At 58.3% G+C, this 15,618-nt stretch carries 15 protein-coding genes; 7 read left to right on the top strand and 8 right to left on the bottom strand.

Annotated features, from left to right (window positions below):
* Positions 1-987 carry a tRNA dihydrouridine(20/20a) synthase DusA gene (gene dusA, locus AC07XZ_RS25645; protein ID WP_102688124.1) on the top strand — a complete coding sequence of 329 codons (987 nt, stop codon included), beginning with the start codon at positions 1-3 and terminating at the stop codon, positions 985-987.
* A 75-nt stretch (positions 988-1,062) separates the two neighbouring features.
* Entirely contained in the window at positions 1,063-1,443 is a 381-nt protein-coding gene (locus AC07XZ_RS25640) for a DUF2388 domain-containing protein (protein WP_256590582.1), read from the top strand.
* Here AC07XZ_RS25640 and AC07XZ_RS25635 read toward each other — a convergent pair whose 3' ends face one another.
* Entirely contained in the window at positions 1,444-2,277 is an 834-nt protein-coding gene (locus AC07XZ_RS25635; RefSeq protein WP_102688123.1) for an undecaprenyl-diphosphate phosphatase, read from the bottom strand.
* 506 nt (positions 2,278-2,783) lie between these two features.
* Here AC07XZ_RS25635 and AC07XZ_RS25630 point away from each other — a divergent pair.
* The 3 genes from AC07XZ_RS25630 to AC07XZ_RS25620 all read left to right on the top strand — a co-directional run bounded on the left by AC07XZ_RS25630 (position 2,784) and on the right by AC07XZ_RS25620 (position 6,251).
* Positions 2,784-3,524, top strand: a complete 741-nt coding sequence (locus tag AC07XZ_RS25630) for a winged helix-turn-helix domain-containing protein (RefSeq protein WP_102688122.1) — start codon at positions 2,784-2,786, stop codon at positions 3,522-3,524.
* 291 nt (positions 3,525-3,815) lie between these two features.
* Positions 3,816-4,475 carry a winged helix-turn-helix domain-containing protein gene (locus tag AC07XZ_RS25625; RefSeq protein WP_102688121.1) on the top strand — a complete coding sequence of 220 codons (660 nt, stop codon included), beginning with the start codon at positions 3,816-3,818 and terminating at the stop codon, positions 4,473-4,475.
* Positions 4,476-4,856: 381 nt separating this feature from the next.
* Entirely contained in the window at positions 4,857-6,251 is a 1,395-nt protein-coding gene (locus AC07XZ_RS25620) for an undecaprenyl-phosphate glucose phosphotransferase (protein ID WP_102688120.1), read from the top strand.
* 346 nt (positions 6,252-6,597) lie between these two features.
* Here AC07XZ_RS25620 and AC07XZ_RS25615 read toward each other — a convergent pair whose 3' ends face one another.
* The 6 genes from AC07XZ_RS25615 to galE form a co-directional block, all read right to left on the bottom strand.
* Positions 6,598-8,676 carry a YjbH domain-containing protein gene (locus tag AC07XZ_RS25615; RefSeq protein WP_102688119.1) on the bottom strand — a complete coding sequence of 693 codons (2,079 nt, stop codon included), beginning with the start codon at positions 8,674-8,676 and terminating at the stop codon, positions 6,598-6,600.
* The gene (locus AC07XZ_RS25610) at positions 8,673-9,404 is read right to left on the bottom strand and encodes a capsule biosynthesis GfcC family protein (RefSeq protein ID WP_102688127.1); all 732 of its coding nucleotides are present in this window, start codon (positions 9,402-9,404) and stop codon (positions 8,673-8,675) included. Before AC07XZ_RS25610 ends, AC07XZ_RS25615 begins: the two co-directional genes overlap by 4 nt.
* Positions 9,405-9,433: 29 nt before the next feature.
* Positions 9,434-10,099, bottom strand: a complete 666-nt coding sequence (locus AC07XZ_RS25605; protein ID WP_102688118.1) for a YjbF family lipoprotein — start codon at positions 10,097-10,099, stop codon at positions 9,434-9,436.
* An 11-nt stretch (positions 10,100-10,110) separates the two neighbouring features.
* Positions 10,111-11,226, bottom strand: a complete 1,116-nt coding sequence (locus tag AC07XZ_RS25600; RefSeq protein WP_172829496.1) for a polysaccharide biosynthesis/export family protein — start codon at positions 11,224-11,226, stop codon at positions 10,111-10,113.
* Positions 11,227-11,316: 90 nt separating this feature from the next.
* Complete coding sequence (locus AC07XZ_RS25595; RefSeq protein WP_003226528.1) at positions 11,317-11,553, bottom strand: hypothetical protein; 237 nt, start codon at positions 11,551-11,553, stop codon at positions 11,317-11,319.
* 227 nt (positions 11,554-11,780) lie between these two features.
* Positions 11,781-12,797 (bottom strand): UDP-glucose 4-epimerase GalE, encoded by a 1,017-nt coding sequence (gene galE, locus AC07XZ_RS25590; RefSeq protein WP_039772766.1) that lies wholly within the window; start codon positions 12,795-12,797, stop codon positions 11,781-11,783.
* Positions 12,798-13,177: 380 nt separating this feature from the next.
* Between galE and galU the strand changes: the two genes are divergently transcribed.
* Positions 13,178-14,011: a UTP--glucose-1-phosphate uridylyltransferase GalU gene (galU, locus tag AC07XZ_RS25585; RefSeq protein WP_085613139.1), complete on the top strand. Its 834-nt coding sequence runs from the start codon at positions 13,178-13,180 to the stop codon at positions 14,009-14,011.
* A 47-nt stretch (positions 14,012-14,058) separates the two neighbouring features.
* Entirely contained in the window at positions 14,059-14,466 is a 408-nt protein-coding gene (locus AC07XZ_RS25580; RefSeq protein ID WP_085748361.1) for a phosphohexomutase domain-containing protein, read from the top strand.
* 3 nt (positions 14,467-14,469) lie between these two features.
* Here the strand turns inward: AC07XZ_RS25580 and AC07XZ_RS25575 are convergent, their stop codons facing one another.
* Positions 14,470-15,618, bottom strand: coding sequence for an SGNH/GDSL hydrolase family protein (locus AC07XZ_RS25575; protein ID WP_102688117.1), 1,149 nt, complete (start codon positions 15,616-15,618; stop codon positions 14,470-14,472).

Genomic DNA, 15,618 nt, shown 5'->3' with positions numbered 1-15,618 from the left:
ATCACCGCCACACCCGCCCCACTCTCCCGCCGTTTCTCCGTCGCGCCGATGATGGATTGGACTGACCGCCATTGCCGGTACTTCCTACGCATCCTGTCGAAAAACGCCCTGCTCTACACCGAGATGGTCACCACCGGCGCTTTGCTGAACGGCGATCACGAGCGTTTCCTCCGTCACAACGACGCCGAGCACCCGCTGGCGTTGCAGTTGGGCGGTAGTGTTCCGCTGGACCTGGCCGCTTGCGCACGCATGGCGCAGGAGCACGGTTACGACGAGGTGAATCTGAACGTTGGCTGCCCGAGTGATCGGGTGCAGAACAATATGATCGGGGCGTGCCTGATGGGGCATCCGCAGTTGGTGGCGGATTGTGTGAAGGCGATGCGGGATGCGGTGTCGATTCCGGTGACGGTGAAGCATCGGATCGGGATCAATGGGCGGGACAGTTATGAGGAACTGTGCGATTTCGTCGGCACGGTGCGAGATGCCGGGTGCACCAGTTTTACGGTGCATGCGCGGATTGCGATTCTGGAGGGGCTGTCGCCGAAGGAGAACCGTGACATTCCGCCGTTGCGTTATGACGTGGCGGCGCGGTTGAAGGCGGATTTTCCGGAGTTGGAGTTCATTCTGAACGGCGGGATCAAGACGATGGAGGCCTGCCATGAGCATTTGCAGACCTTTGACGGCGTGATGCTGGGGCGCGAGGCGTATCACAATCCTTATCTGCTGGCCGAGGTGGATCAGCAGTTGTTCGGCAGCAGCGCGCCGGTGATCAGCCGGGCCGAGGCGCTGGCGCAGTTGCGGCCTTATATAGCCGAGCATTTGCTGGCCGGCGGCGCGATGCATCACATCACCCGGCATGTGCTGGGCCTGGGCACCGGGTTCCCGGGGGCGCGCAAGTTTCGTCAGTTGTTGTCGGTGGATATCCACAAGGCCAAGGATCCGCTGGCGTTGCTGGATCAGGCGGCGGAGTTGCTGGCGGGTCGTTGATCGATGCGTTGAATGTGCGGGCAACGAATGAGCGCTGCCCGGTGTTTTGCTGTACTGACAGGATGTCTTTTGGTTATGCCCGCGTTCAGCCGCGTTTTATTCAAGCGTTTCACCCTCCTCGCTTTACTCTCGACTCTCTCTGCAAGCGCCTATGCATCCTGTGATTTTGCGAAGGGGTGCGGCAACGGGGAAAATGGCCCTTTTCAATCTACCCAGATGTCTGGTTTTCTGGTTTTCAGGACGACGATGGTCACAGTCGACGGGATGTCGGACATTTCCGGACTGAAAAAACGTGTGTATTCGGTAGAGGAAATAGAAGCGGCACGTTATTTCCTCGCCAGTGACGGCATGCTGCAAGCCGCGTATTTCACCTCGGCGTTGCAACGGTTTCGTCAGGATTCGCCCGACTCTGAATTAAATGACCTCGCCGTCGCTGCGCTGATCAGCAGTCAGTGATCAAGCGGCTGCGGCCGCCGTCCAGTTCACCCAGCCGAACTGCCAGGTGGCGAGGATCAGCAAGCCGAAGGCAATGCGGTACCAGGCGAAGGTGGCGTAGCTGTGGTTCGCAATGAACTTCAGCAGGCCGCGCACGGCGATCATCGCGAAGATGAACGCTACGACGAAGCCCAGGGCGAAGACCGGCAGGTCGCTGCTCTGGAACAGTTCGCGGTATTTGTAGCCGGAATACACCGCGGCACCGACCATGGTCGGCATCGCCAGGAAGAACGAGAACTCCGTCGCCGCCTTGCGTGACAGGCCGAACAGCAAACCGCCGATGATGGTGGAACCGGAGCGCGACGTGCCTGGAATCATCGCCAGGCACTGTACGCAACCGATCTTCAGCGCGTCGGCCCACTTCATGTCGTCCACATGGTCGACATTCACTACATGATCCCGCTGCTCGGCCCACAACATCACGATGCCGCCCACGACCAATGCGACCGCTACGGTGATCGGGTTGAACAGGTATTCATGAATCGTGTCGGCGAATAACACGCCGAGTATGACCGCCGGGAAAAAAGCGATCAGCAGATTGCGGGTAAAACGCTGGGCATTGCTTTGGGTTGGCAGGCCTTTGACGATCTCGAAGATCTTCGGGCGAAACTCCCAGACCACGGCCAGGATGGCGCCCAGTTGAATAATGATGTTGAACGCCATGGCGCGTTCGCCGCCGAACTCCAGCAAGTCGGCAACGATAATCTGGTGGCCCGTACTGGAAATGGGCAAGAACTCGGTCAGGCCTTCTACCGCCCCAAGAATCAGCACCTTGAACAAGGTCAGTAAATCCATTAATCCTCCGTCAGAGCGCTCTTTGCGGGCGCCCTGTTAAATGCATTCAGGCATTGAGTATCTGAAGTAAAACAATTGGCAGATGAACACCCATTGCCCGACTCGGGGACGGAGAATATGTCTTATCAAAAGCCACACTCAAGGCATGTTAATAAACGTCCGTGTGTGAACTTGTCGACGTTATAGCCAAAAGACAGGCCTCCCCATAAAATGTGACCCACCTCACAGTGCTCTGATACGTATGCAGTTGAGTGATGGCCAAGGGACATAAAAACAGGTCGCGATAATTACAAAATAGTGGCACCATTCCATATTGCCACCATCTAACGGCCTCAATTCCGTTAGTTCACAGCCCCGAAAAAATCAACTAAAAGCTTGAATCGCTTAATTATTGTTAGAAAACTCGGGAGCCACGTCTAAAATTCGTCCAAATGTTACCAATTGTCAGTCACAGATGAGAACCGGTGCTTTAACATCCCGATGTCAGCACCTTTTCGAGTCAATGCATGATGCTCACAGGTAACTTAGCGACTAGAAGCCCGCGCCGCACAAGCGACGAACCAGGTGTTCTCACTCTGGGTCGTACCCGTGGCGTGGCTGAACACTTTAGCGCGCTAATCGCAAAGCATGTGCAGAGCGGTGTGGCTGTTGAAGCCGACGCCTACATTAGTTCATATCAGCACAACGAATATCACGGCCTGTATCGGGCGATCTTCATTATCATCGACAGCCCTCAGGCACTCGAAGATAACCTTGCGCTGGTGGAAAACCTGCGCAACGACAACTTGAAGCCTATTATTTGTGCAGTGATCACAGGTCGCGGCGCCCACAACAAGATCAAGTACTTTCTGGCCGGTGCCGACTTCTGTATCAAACTCAATACCTTGTCCGATGAAAGCGCGGAACTGCTGGGTGAGTTCTTCGACAGCGAAGAATGGCAACGCGATATCAATCTGGTGCTGGACCCCACCCGCATCTGCCTCTCGGACACCAGCAAGAAACTGGATATCTCCTTTGCCGAAATGAAGATCCTGCAAGCCTTTGCGCAGACCGGCAATCACATTCTCAGCCACGATGAAATCGCCAGCATCATGGGGCTGAACACCCAATTCTACGACCCTCGGGCACTGGAAAAATCCATCAGCCGCTTGCGCGGGAAAATCAAGGACGTGTACGGTACGAACGCCATACAGAGCATTCGCGGGTATGGCTATCGTCTGATGAGGGGGTTGATCTCAACTCCTTGATTCAGGGAAAACACTCTTTTGCAGCATACGAGGGAACGTCTGATGCAACGCTTCAAACATCCGCTTTCTCATAGTTTTAACCGCGTCACACATCTAATAAAAAGCTGTCAATTGCATGAGCGCTGCAACACTTAAACATAACAATAAACCATTACTCTAACGCAGACCGAGTGGAACTTATCGAGGCCATCTTTGGGCCCAGACCCTGCCTGATCGATTAATTCCGAGGAAAACATTGCTCGCCTGCCATTATTTTTTCGCCAAATTTGGTGTGTACTTTAGGAGAGAGACATGGAAACCAGCACGACCCTCCCAAGAAAATACTTTGTTGTCGTGACTAACAGCTCAGCGTCGCAGCGCGAACTCGAGAGCATTCTCTCCAGTGAGCGTTTCAATTCGTTTGGCACGTCTCAGGCACAAATGTTTATTGAAGGTGTTGCTTCGCCCTCTTCCACTCCGATGCTGATGGAGTTCACTTACCCACGCGGCACAAGGAAGCATGTCGCACCCAGCATTGAACATGATACCCAGCGCATATTGGCCACCCTCGAATCGGAATGGCTGGCAGCACAATCGGCGCATTCATTTCACAATTCCACGGCCATGTCCGAAAACCCCACTGACACTACCCGAACGATTAAATCCGACGCGCCCTGCACCGAAGCCTGGCATCTGGACAATGATCAGGGTGCATTGACCAAAGAAGGCGTCGAGATCAGTCTCACCGGGCTCGAAACCGCACTGGTCCGCAAGATGCTTCACCATGAAGAGCGTGTTGTCAGTCGCGACGATCTGATCCTCAGCATCGGCCGCGAGCCGGAGCAGTACCGGGGACTGGAAATGTGCCTGAGCCGTCTTCAAGACAAATTCAAGAACGCCAGCAACGGTGAACGATTGTTTCGTGCCGTGCGCAATCGCGGTTATTGCCTGATCCAGGAAGTTGTTGCCTAAACAACATCCCCCCTACAAGACAAACAGATACAAGTGCGATTACAAAAATAAAAAAGCACTCTGTTTGGTTTCACCCCTCCCTGGTTATACCCGCCTCCTGACCCCACCTACGATAGCAAACACAATATTGATTATTCACCCCCTGCCTTTCGACCTTTTCTAACGTTTGCATATTGAAAATTTAAACAAGTTGGCACTGTGCCATCTTGTTAGAACTCGTCAGACAGCATCCCCGACAATAACTTAGTCTATTGACTGACGACAGTTCCGCATTCCGGCGTTGTTACCTCAGGACACTGGCTCAAACAACAATAACAAGTCTGCTTAACAACTCGGTTTTCTACTGTCGAAACCTGAATGGACGTCTTTTGGGGATATCGTATGGATCTTTCTCTTCGTATCAATCGAAACACCGGCCTCAAGGGACTGACCTTTTGGGGCCAATGGGCGCTGGCACAGAGTTTCATTGTTTCCCTGTTGTTCATACTGGCCGAACAGCACACCGGCACCGTCGAGTTCTACTATCGGATGTGCACGATCCTGGCGGTACTGGCCTCGGTGCCGGCTTATACCTTCAGCGGCGCGTATCGAAAGCGAGACAATTACCTGACCGGGCTGGGTCGACTGTTCATGGGCTGGTTCATGACCATGGCCGGGCTGGCGTTCATCGCCTTCATCTGCAAGGCCGATGCGCTGTTCTCCCGCCAGGTCATCCTTGAATGGGCGGTGTACGGTTTCCTCGGTCAGGCGCTGCTGTACGCACCGCTGCATGCGTTTTCGAAGTTCTACCAGCGTTCGCGCAAAAGCGAACACAAGACCCTGATCGTCGGCACCGGCGAACTGGCACTGGGCCTGGCGAAGAAGTTGAGCCAGCACGAAAACCTGCCGCTGGTCGGTCTGGTCAGCAACGGCGATACCCCGTCGCTGGAAGCGGACGCCCCGCGCGTTGTCGGCGCTCAGGACGAACTGCTCGAGCTGATCCAGACCCACGACATCCGCCGCTTGTACATCACCCTGCCGCTGTCGGAAGCCGCCAAGATCGAGGCGATGTATGTGGACTTGCTGGATGCCAACGTTGACGTGGTCTGGGTGCCGGATCTGAACAGCCTGACACTGCTTAATCACTCGGTGAAAGTCGTGGATGGCCTGCCGGCGATCTACCTCAACGAAAGCCCGTTGACCAGCCGCCCGACCGCAGCGCTGAGCAAAAGCCTGGTGGAAAAAGCCGTCGCCCTGCTGGCCATCATCCTGTTGAGCCCGGTGCTGCTGGCCGTGGCGTTGGCGGTGAAGCTCAACTCACCAGGCCCGGTGTTCTTCAAGCAGGATCGCCATGGCTGGAACGGCAAGGTGATCAAGGTCTGGAAATTCCGCTCGATGCGCGTGCACGATGACCGTGACGTCAAGCAGGCCAGCCGCAACGATTCGCGCATTACCGCGGTCGGTCGCTTTATCCGTCGCACTTCGCTGGACGAGCTGCCGCAACTGTTCAACGTGCTGCAAGGACACATGGCACTGGTCGGCCCACGCCCGCATGCCGTGGCGCACAACAACTACTACTCGGGCAAGATCCTCGCCTACATGGCCCGTCACCGAATCAAACCGGGCATCACTGGCCTGGCGCAGATCAGCGGTTGCCGGGGCGAGACAGACACTCTGGACAAGATGGAAAAGCGTGTTGAGATCGACCTGAAGTACATCAACAACTGGTCGCTGTGGCTGGATGTGAAGATCCTGGTGAAGACGCCGTTCACCCTGTTGTCGAAGGATATTTACTGAGACGCAGGGCTTGAGAAGGCAACACCGCAAGGGGACGAAAGTCCCCTTTTTTGTGGGCGGGATTTGGGGGTTGGCGGAGGGCTCTGCGGCCGAGGAAAGTCTGATGATTTGATGTCGGCTGAACAGACGCCATTGCGGGCAAGCCCGCTCCCACAAGGATCCGGGGAATGGCGAAGATTAAGGAATCACCTGAAACCTGTGGGAGCGGGCTTGCCCGCGATGGCGCCGGATCATTCAACACCAGGCTTGAGCCTGCCAACTTCGCCAGCTGCATCAAGATCCCCCTTCACCACAAACCAAAACGGGAGCCCACAGGCTCCCGCTTTAACTCCCCGCTCCCCCGAACCTACTCGGTAATCTTCCCGAAGTTGCGGTAGAACATGTCCCCTTCCCGACTGTCCGTCATCGAATGCAGCTGGAAGCTGCGATTGAGCCGCGCGCCACCGTCACGGGTCAGCGGTGCCCACACCAGGTTGGCGCGGCGCATGGTCGACATGCTCATCATTTCGTCGAACGGAATCGACAGGTACAGCCCCTTGTCGAAACTACCTTCACCATACTCGGCGCTGCCGGCGGTGGTGATGGTCGCCCAGGCGCCAAAGCGCACGCCGTTGAAGAACTCGCGGGAGATATCCACCGTGCCGCCAAAGTCGCCCGCCAGGTAACGCCCGACGCTGACTGCGGCCAGCGTGTCGAACGGCAGGTCGGTGTAGCCGGTGATGTGACCGGTCCAGACCGAGTAATCACGCAGGCCGAAACCCTGGTCGAACTCACGCTGACGCACATAGTTCAGGTCCGCACCGATCGACCAGCGCTTGCCGGTCGGGCGAAACAGCACCTCGCCCCCGACCCCGGCGAACATCGATTCCAGATAACCGCCGTAGACCATGCCGTACAGATCCTTGTCCAGTTGCTCGGCGTGGCTGACCTGGAACAGCGGCATGGTGGTGTCCGACGTGGTCAGGTACTGACGCAAGTCGGTGCGCACACGCGGCAGGCCGCTGGGGGCGTCGTAGGTGAACTTGTCGAAGTTGTTGATCAGGTTCTGACTCAGCAGACCGTTCCACCAGGTGTTGCGGTTGAAGCGGTACTCGGCATCCAGATCCGCCGTGAACTGATAGAGCAAACCATCGGGGCCGCCGACGTTCTGTTTGAAGCCCAGGCCAACGCCGTAATTGAAGTGCTGCGGCGCTTCGGTGTAGAGGGTTTTCTCGTTGCGCGGCATCGCCGGGTTGATCTCGGTGGTGCGGTGCAGCGACTCCAGCGGTTCCTCGTTGTTGAGCACTTCGCGGAAGGTCTGCCGGGGCACGCTGGTTTCTTCCAGCGGCAGGTCGTAGCGCTTGTTGACCACGGTGAACCAGTCGATGTCGTCGTTGACGCTGTTGTCGAGAATCCGGCTCGCGCGGCCGACGGCTTTGGGCGAATGGAAATAGCGCTGCTGCTCGCCGTACACGATCAGTTCGGAATCGCGCTGGGTGATGCGCTCGACCTTGTAGCCAGCGTTCTGCTGCAAACGGCGCGACACGTCGGCCCAATTGACCTCTTCCATCGTCGTGCTCGGCGCCTTCGCCGGCAGCGGTTCGGCCGGTGGGTCGAAGGTCTTGGCCGGGGCCTTGCGGCTGACGAAATTGGTGTGGAACGTGATGCCGAACATCGCCGTGTTGCCGCGCTCCCAGGCCGCACTCACATCGACGGAATCGGTCACCTTGAACACCGCACCGAGGTTGATCGGCGAGTCCTGCTTGATGATGTTGTCCTTGGGCTCGTGCTTGTAGTCGTTGCCTTCGTATTCGAGCTTCAGGCTGAGACGGTCCCAGGGCGTCTGGTAACTCACACCGCCGAAAAACGACGGCTTGCCGCGAAAGTACGAGCCGGCGTTGACGTCACCGGTGCCTTCCAGATCCGGGCGGGTGTTGAAGCGGTCACTGATCGAACCCAACGGGTTGTCGACATCGCCGCGATTACCGATGTAACCCCAGGCGATGCCGGCGCTGAAATCGAAATTGTCATAGCGCTTGTTGGCCACGAAGAATTCACTGGCAAACAAACCGGTACCGCCGATGTCTCGAAAGCCCAGCGCCACTTCCGGCGCCCAGTGGCTTTCCTGCCACAGCCGGACCTTGGCGTCGACCGCCTTGTCCTTATAGCTCTGGCTGCCGCTCAGCGCTTCGGAACCGTACGGACGGTTGGTGATGGCGGTGTAGCGAAACGAACCTTCCAGCCAGTCGAGCGGCTGCAACGAAACGCTGTATCGGCTGTACGGTTCGGTGCGGTTGGCGTTGACGCTCAACTCACCGGCGGGCGACATGCGCGCGGTCGGGGTCTGCAACAGACCGACGCCGCCGAAGTCATTCTGGGTAATCCGAGGCTCGGCATGCACCAGGCCACACGGCAATAACAACACAGCTGCAAAACGCAAATTCAACGAACCACCTCAGCCAACTGCGTGGCAATCAATTCGGCCAACTGCTGATTCAGTTCAGGGACAGGCGGATCCAGATCATCGTTTTTCACCGGCACCAGAATCTTGCTGCCGGCCACGGGCATCTGCCCGCTCTCGCGGTTCCAGTGGGCGATGCCGACCCGCCGCGATTCGCCGTTGGGCTGGATCAGCCACAGGTAATCGGCATCGGCGTCCGCCGTCAGCAACGTGCAGCCCTGCAGATATTCGCGGGCCTCCTGCAACGGCTGATAAGGCAAACGGCACGGCTCGGCGACGGCGCCCAGCACTTCGACTTCGTCGACCCGTTTCGGGTAGATCAGTTGATCGCCATCGTCGAGACGGATGTTGCGGGCGAAGCCGACTTCCACCGCCACCGGATCGAGATCGGCGATCTGCCGCCCGGTCACCGGCATCTGCCGGACCTGCTCGGCCAGGCGCTGGGCCAGCGCCGCACGGCTCGGCTTGTCGAAGAGCATGGCCATGCGCGTCAGCACATCCAGATCGAACAGCACGCCGACTTTGAGTCGCGTCTGCTCTTCCAGCAACGACTGACGCAACAGGACGCCCGCCAGCCAGTAGCCTTCGGCATTCGGCACGGCTTCGCCTATCACATCGCGCAAACGTCCGCCCGCCGGCAATTCGATCGGGCCCGGGTTGGCGACATCACCGCTGACGATGACCGCTGCATCGCTGCCACCGGTGAGCAACATCAAGCACGCCGACAGCGCTCTGAGCCGCTTCACGGCAGATGCCTGCTGTCAGGGGTCAGCTGCACGATCCTGACCCGCAACTGCGAGGTCAGTTGCTGCTCACTCTGCACAATGAAACCGTCCACCGGATCGACCCAGTAACGATTGGTCGCGCGCAGGCCGATGGCTGGCGCGTCAATCTGCTCATCGACACGCAGCACGGTGTATTCCTTGTCGAGAATCTCGAGGGTTTCCAGGGATTTTCGGGAGAAGCGGCTGTTGAGGATGATCCCGACTTCCTGGCCCTTGTAGAGGTCGATCCAGCGGCGGCTGGTGTAGCCATCGGTGATGCGATGCAGGCCCTGTTTGAACGGCGAGTCATCGGACAGACGCGTGCCGTCCAGATCGCCGTCCACGCCCAGGCCGACAGTGCGCATGGCCAGGCCGTCGCGCATCAGCAGCACCTGCTTGCCGGAGGCGACCCAGAACTGCAGGTCCTCGCGCTCGCGCACCAGCGCCAACACCCCGGAGCCGGACGGCGTGGTCAGTTTGAGTTGGGGATACTTGACCCCCGCGACCTGCTCCGCCGACACGTCCAGTTCATCCGGCCCGATGACGGCGGACTTGAGGTTGTTCAACGAAGCGCTCATCAGCGGATTGCAGCCACTGAGCAACACGGCCGCCATCAGGCACACGCCCACTTTCAACGTTTTCACAGTCGGCGGCCTTATTTGCTGTTGTTACTGTATTCGCTCCAGTTCTTCGCAGCGGAAGCCCCCGTCCCGACAATCGATGCCGATGGCACCAACTGGCTGATCAGGCGATTCCAGCGAGTCACGTTGGCAGGCCCGACATAGACCACGTCCTGAGGCCGCACTTCGAAGTGCGAGGCGAGCGCCATGGCGGTCGGCGATTCGGCTTCCAGCTGATAGATTTTCGCCGGCTCCACGTCGAGGTTTTCCACCCCGCGAATCACGTACACGGCGTTGCCGTTGGAGGTGGTCTGGCTCAGGCCACCGACCGAACCGAGCACGTCGGACAGGTTCATGGTGGCAGTCTTGAAGCTCAGCGCACGGGGCTGGTTGACCTCGCCCATCACGTAGATGCGCTTGTTGTCGTTGTACGGCAGATACAGTTGATCGCCTCCCTTGAGGTAGACGTTCTGCAATTCGGAATCCTGCTGATTGAGCGCATCGAGATTGAGCGGATAGACCCGCCCGTTGCGCGTCAGCATCAGCCCCGACAGGTCGGCATTGTTGGTATCGACACCGGCCGAACCGAGGGCCTCGACCACGCTCAGCGGGTTGGTCGAAATCGCCTGGGGGCCGGCCTTGGTGACGGCGCCCGAGACCACGACTTTCTGGCTGGCGAAACGCAGCACCGCGACATCCACTTGCGGCTCGGCAATGAACGCCGAGAGGCGTTGCTCGATGTCCGAACGCAGTTGCTGGATGGTTTTGCCGGCGGCCTGGACTTCTTTGATGTACGGGTAATACAACGTGCCGTCGGAGCGCACCAGACGACCGTTGGCATCGATCTGCTGTTGCGCACCCGAAGGGGCGGTCAGCTCGGGGTGATCCCAGACCGTGATGTACAGCACATCGTTGCTGCCGATGCGGTATTCGGCCGGGGTCGCCAACAACTCCGCCGGCACCGACTCACGCTTATACGTAGCGCGGTTCATGGCGATGAGCTTGGGGGTGATCGGAATGAGCTCGACCCGGCTGCTTTCGCTGGCGCCCTGGCGCGTGATGCTACTGGTGCTCAGGTACTGGCCGGGGGAGAACATGCAACCTTGCAAAGCGATACTTGCCAACAATAAAAGAGAAAAACGACGGGTCATAATGGCACTACGCTATTCAAGGGCGAATCCAAAAACAAAGTCACCCGACTTTCGTCGGGCGACCCTGTACTGCACCAACAGATACTTCAGTTAGTTGTGCGTGCCGGTTGTACCCGTGGTACCGGTGGTACCCGTTGTACCGCCGTTGGCACTTCCACCACTGTTGGACGCCGCTACAGCACTGGCGACCATGGCAGTACTGGCAGCAGGCGCTGTAGAAGCCGCAACACTGCCAGATACATTGGTCACTGCTGTAAGCGGCGCTTCAGCTGCGGAGGCCCAGTTGCTCAACATCGTCAACAGGGCGATCGCCATCACTTTCTTCATATCAACTCCTTTCTAACATCGCACCTGAACATCGGGTGTTGGTTAGAGGTGGTAGAGTTCAAGTCGCAAAAAGCGCGAACAAGATCCGTTGTTCTTTCACAGTCTTACGCAACTGATAAAAGTCGAACGGCAGGTTTATATCTACGGACTTGCAAAAGGCATTGCCAGTCTAATTTCCCGACGATATCTAACAACCTGACTGAAACTAACATTGCACTAAAACGCCATCATCCCTGATAACCCCGGGGATGATTCGATTGCCAGCGCCAGGTGTCGGTGACCATGTCCTGCAAGTTGCGTGTGGCTTTCCAGCCGAGTTCCTTGGCGGCCTTGGAGGCGTCGGCCCAGCTCTCGGCAATGTCCCCGGAACGCCGTGGCATTACCCGGTAAGGCACCGGCTGCCCGCAGGCCTGCTCGAAGGCCCGCAGCACCTGCAACACGCTGTAGCCGTCGCCGGTGCCGAGGTTCCAGGTATGAATGCCGGTACGGTCGGCGATGGTTTGCAGGGCTTTCAGGTGCCCGTCCGCCAGATCCACTACATGGATGTAATCACGCACGCCGGTACCGTCGACCGTCGGGTAATCATCGCCGAAGATCGACAACTCCTTGAGGCTGCCGACCGCCACCTGGCTGATGTAAGGCACCAGATTGTTCGGAATGCCGTTGGGGTCTTCGCCCATCTGGCCGCTGTGATGCGCGCCGATCGGGTTGAAGTAGCGCAGCAGCGCAATGCTCCAGCGCGGTTCGGACTGGCACAGGTCGCGCAGCACGTTCTCGACGATCAGCTTGGACTGGCCGTAGGGATTGGTCGGAGTGCCGGTCGGGAAATCCTCGCGGATCGGCATCTGCGCCGGCTCGCCGTAGACCGTGGCAGACGAGCTGAACACCAGCCGGAACACTCCCGCCGCTGCCATCGCCTGGCACAGCGTGATGCTGCCGCTGACGTTGGTTTCGTAGTATTCGAGCGGCTTGCGCACGCTCTCGCCGACAGCCTTGAGCCCGGCGAAGTGCAGCACGGCATCGATGGCGTGCTGCTGGAAAATCCGGTCCAGCAGGGCCCGGTCACAGACATCCCCGCGAATCATCAGCGCACTTTTGCCGCAAATGGCTTCCACCGCGTGCAAGGCGGCGTCGCTGCTGTTGCAAAGATTATCCAGAACTACAACTTCATAACCTGCTTCAAGTAGTGCAAGTGTGGTGTGCGAGCCGATATAGCCGGCGCCACCCGTTACCAGAATCTTCATAGCGCGGTCCATAAGTGGGAAAAGTGCCAACTCGCGTGTCAAGCGCTGTTTGTTTAATGTGTGTCTTGATTCACACAAACAGCGCGACAACAACCAGAAACAAAAACAGTTCAATCACTGGCTATAAATATTTTTACAAGCCAAACTGTATTGCCTGGTACTTATTAGCACTCCCGCGCATTCATCACTATCAACGGATGCCGACTAAAAATAACCAATAAGTGTCAAACCGACATCTCATAACATTGTCGTGTTTTACACTCATTGCTATTTGCCACTCATCTCCCGAGTCAGGTATTAAAGTACAGCTTCAATAACTTGCAACCTTTCGTTATTGCAATAAACGATGGCAGTGCGCCATGAATGACCAGGAAACTTTTATGATCCGTAAATGTTTGTTCCCCGCTGCCGGTTATGGCACGCGTTTCTTGCCGGCCACCAAAGCCATGCCCAAGGAAATGCTGCCGATCGTCAACAAACCGTTGATCGAATACGCCGTTGAAGAAGCACGGGACGCCGGCCTGCAACACATGGCCATCGTCACCGGACGGGGCAAGCGCGCACTGGAAGACCACTTCGACATCAGCTACGAACTCGAACACCAGATTCGCGGCACCGAGAAAGAGAAGTTTCTGGCCGGCACTCGCGAGCTGATCGACACCTGCACCTTCTCCTACACCCGTCAGGTGGAAATGAAAGGCCTCGGCCACGCGATTCTCAGCGGCCGCCCGTTGATCGGTGACGAACCCTTCGCCGTGGTGCTGGCGGACGACCTGTGCCTGAACCTCGAAGGCGACGGCGTACTGACGCAGATGATCGAGCTGTACAGGAAATTCCGCTGCTCGATCGTCGCCATCCAGGAAGTCCCGCGCGACCAGACCCACAAGTACGGAGTGATCGCCGGCGAGGCGATTTCCGAGGGCATCTACCGGGTCAACCACATGGTGGAAAAACCGGCCCCGCAAGACGCACCGTCGAACCTGGCGATCATCGGCCGCTACATCCTCACGCCGGACATCTTCGACCTGATCGCCGACACCGAGCCGGGCAAGGGCGGCGAAATCCAGATCACCGACGCCTTGATGAAACAGGCGCAGAACGGTTGCGTGCTGGCCTACAAGTTCAAGGGTCTGCGCTTCGACTGCGGCGACGCCGAGGGTTACCTGCAGGCGACCAACTTCTGCTACGACAACGTTTACCTGAAGGGCCGCTGAGCGGCCCCCACTGATTCATTGCAGCACGCACATCCAACGAGGCAACCATGAACATTGCACAACATTCCGCAGAGATTGAACGTGAGGTGGACAACCTCGGGGTGATGAGCTGGTTATCCCGCCATCAGCCATTGCCCAGCGCCAATGGCCCGTGGCTGGGCACCCTGCTGCTGGTCGACCGCCTCGGCGTGTTTCCGTCGTCCGGGGACATACGCCGACCGATGCGTGATCCGTATCCCCTGCTCGCCCACCTGAAACGGATCTACGGCGAACAGGCGCTGGAGGTCGATGACCGCGACGGCCTGAAAGTGATTTTCAGCGACTGGCGTTTTCGCGTGCGGATTTGCTGCAACGACCCGGCGATCATCGTCAACGTGGAAACCCGTTGCGTGACGCAGTTGATGCCGCAGAAAACCGCAGAGCTGCTGAGCCATCTGGATCTGTTCGACAACTGACGGCTACTTCGAAGTCTCGCCACAGCTGTCCTGTGGCGAGACTTTTTGCTGTCCGCCCACGACCCAACGATAGAAGTAATCGGCAATCACCCGCCCGCCCGTGGCCGGCAGCGGATGAATCTTGTCCGGCCCGATCATGGCCGCTGCGTAGCGTTTGACGTCCGTACCGAACGCGCATTGCAGATTGGCGTAACCCAGACGCTGCTCACGGGCCCAGGGCTCGATGACCTGCGCATAAGCCGACATCGGATAGGCGCTGGAGCGGGTGGTGTCCTGACGCAGGATCAGGTTGATGCTCGCTGCCGGTTGTATCTCGCGGAGCATGCCGACCAGCCCCTGAACATTCTGCAGATACTGCTCAGGCTTTACGCCAAAACCCTGGTCGTTGCCACCGAGCATGATCAGGTAAATGTCTGCGGGGATCTTCGACACCACGGCTTTCCACTGCGCCTGCCAGCGCGCATCGTCGTGATAGAAATCAGCAGATGCCGCACCCGACGCGGCCAGTTTCGATACCCGAACCCCGTTCTGATCGTTACTCAGCCACAGGCCGAACAAGGTCGGCGCACCCTTCAGCACTTCCAGTCTGAAAGACCAGTCGGTCGCGGCCGACGTGCCAGGTAAAGGGACTTTCTGTACGCCCTCGCCCGCGAGTTTCAACGGCTGCCAGTCGGCGGAGGGTGACCAGCGATAACGCAACTCACTGGACTCACCGTTGCCGAGGTAAAGCAGTTTCGCCTGAGTGACCGCGGTGTTGATGGCAGGCGTCGGGCTGGCCTCGACTTGCAGCCAGGCGCCGGGGCGGCCGGTCACGGTGCGGCTGTCGGGGCTGGCCTGGCCGAGGCCGGAGACCTGCCAGTCGCCGCCGAAGTATTTTTCGCTGCTGCGGGTGTACTTGAAGTGCGTGCCGCCCAGCGCTGCACCGTGGTTGAAGCCGACGTAGCCCGGCCCGGCAAACCCGACCTCCCCGGCCACGCGCTGCACCAGTTTGTTCAGGTAGAAATCCTGCCCGGCGCTGTAGCTGTCGCCGATCACCGAGATCGACAACACCTTGCCGGCCTTGCCTTCGCGCCACTGGCCAAAGCGCTCGCGAGCGTCGCCGATTTGCACCACCGACGCCGCCACCGGCGGCACATCATCAACAGCCAGCAT

The sequence above is a fragment of the Pseudomonas sp. GW458-11-26-14-LB4 genome, assembly GCF_059423925.1.
This window is presented reverse-complemented; position numbering and strand designations above follow the sequence as displayed.

What these genes read in the sequence shown, in the direction of transcription:
- AC07XZ_RS25640 (WP_256590582.1), top strand. Translation starts at nt 1,063, where the DNA reads ATGCCCGCGTTCAGCCGCGTTTTATTCAAGCGTTTCACCCTCCTCGCT.
- AC07XZ_RS25635 (WP_102688123.1), bottom strand. Translation starts at nt 2,277, where the DNA reads ATGGATTTACTGACCTTGTTCAAGGTGCTGATTCTTGGGGCGGTAGAA.
- AC07XZ_RS25630 (WP_102688122.1), top strand. Translation starts at nt 2,784, where the DNA reads ATGATGCTCACAGGTAACTTAGCGACTAGAAGCCCGCGCCGCACAAGC.
- AC07XZ_RS25625 (WP_102688121.1), top strand. Translation starts at nt 3,816, where the DNA reads ATGGAAACCAGCACGACCCTCCCAAGAAAATACTTTGTTGTCGTGACT.
- AC07XZ_RS25620 (WP_102688120.1), top strand. Translation starts at nt 4,857, where the DNA reads ATGGATCTTTCTCTTCGTATCAATCGAAACACCGGCCTCAAGGGACTG.
- AC07XZ_RS25610 (WP_102688127.1), bottom strand. Translation starts at nt 9,404, where the DNA reads ATGTTGCTCACCGGTGGCAGCGATGCAGCGGTCATCGTCAGCGGTGAT.
- AC07XZ_RS25600 (WP_172829496.1), bottom strand. Translation starts at nt 11,226, where the DNA reads ATGACCCGTCGTTTTTCTCTTTTATTGTTGGCAAGTATCGCTTTGCAA.
- AC07XZ_RS25595 (WP_003226528.1), bottom strand. Translation starts at nt 11,553, where the DNA reads ATGAAGAAAGTGATGGCGATCGCCCTGTTGACGATGTTGAGCAACTGG.
- galE (WP_039772766.1), bottom strand. Translation starts at nt 12,797, where the DNA reads ATGAAGATTCTGGTAACGGGTGGCGCCGGCTATATCGGCTCGCACACC.
- galU (WP_085613139.1), top strand. Translation starts at nt 13,178, where the DNA reads ATGATCCGTAAATGTTTGTTCCCCGCTGCCGGTTATGGCACGCGTTTC.
- AC07XZ_RS25580 (WP_085748361.1), top strand. Translation starts at nt 14,059, where the DNA reads ATGAACATTGCACAACATTCCGCAGAGATTGAACGTGAGGTGGACAAC.
- AC07XZ_RS25575 (WP_102688117.1), bottom strand. Translation starts at nt 15,618, where the DNA reads ATGCTGGCTGTTGATGATGTGCCGCCGGTGGCGGCGTCGGTGGTGCAA.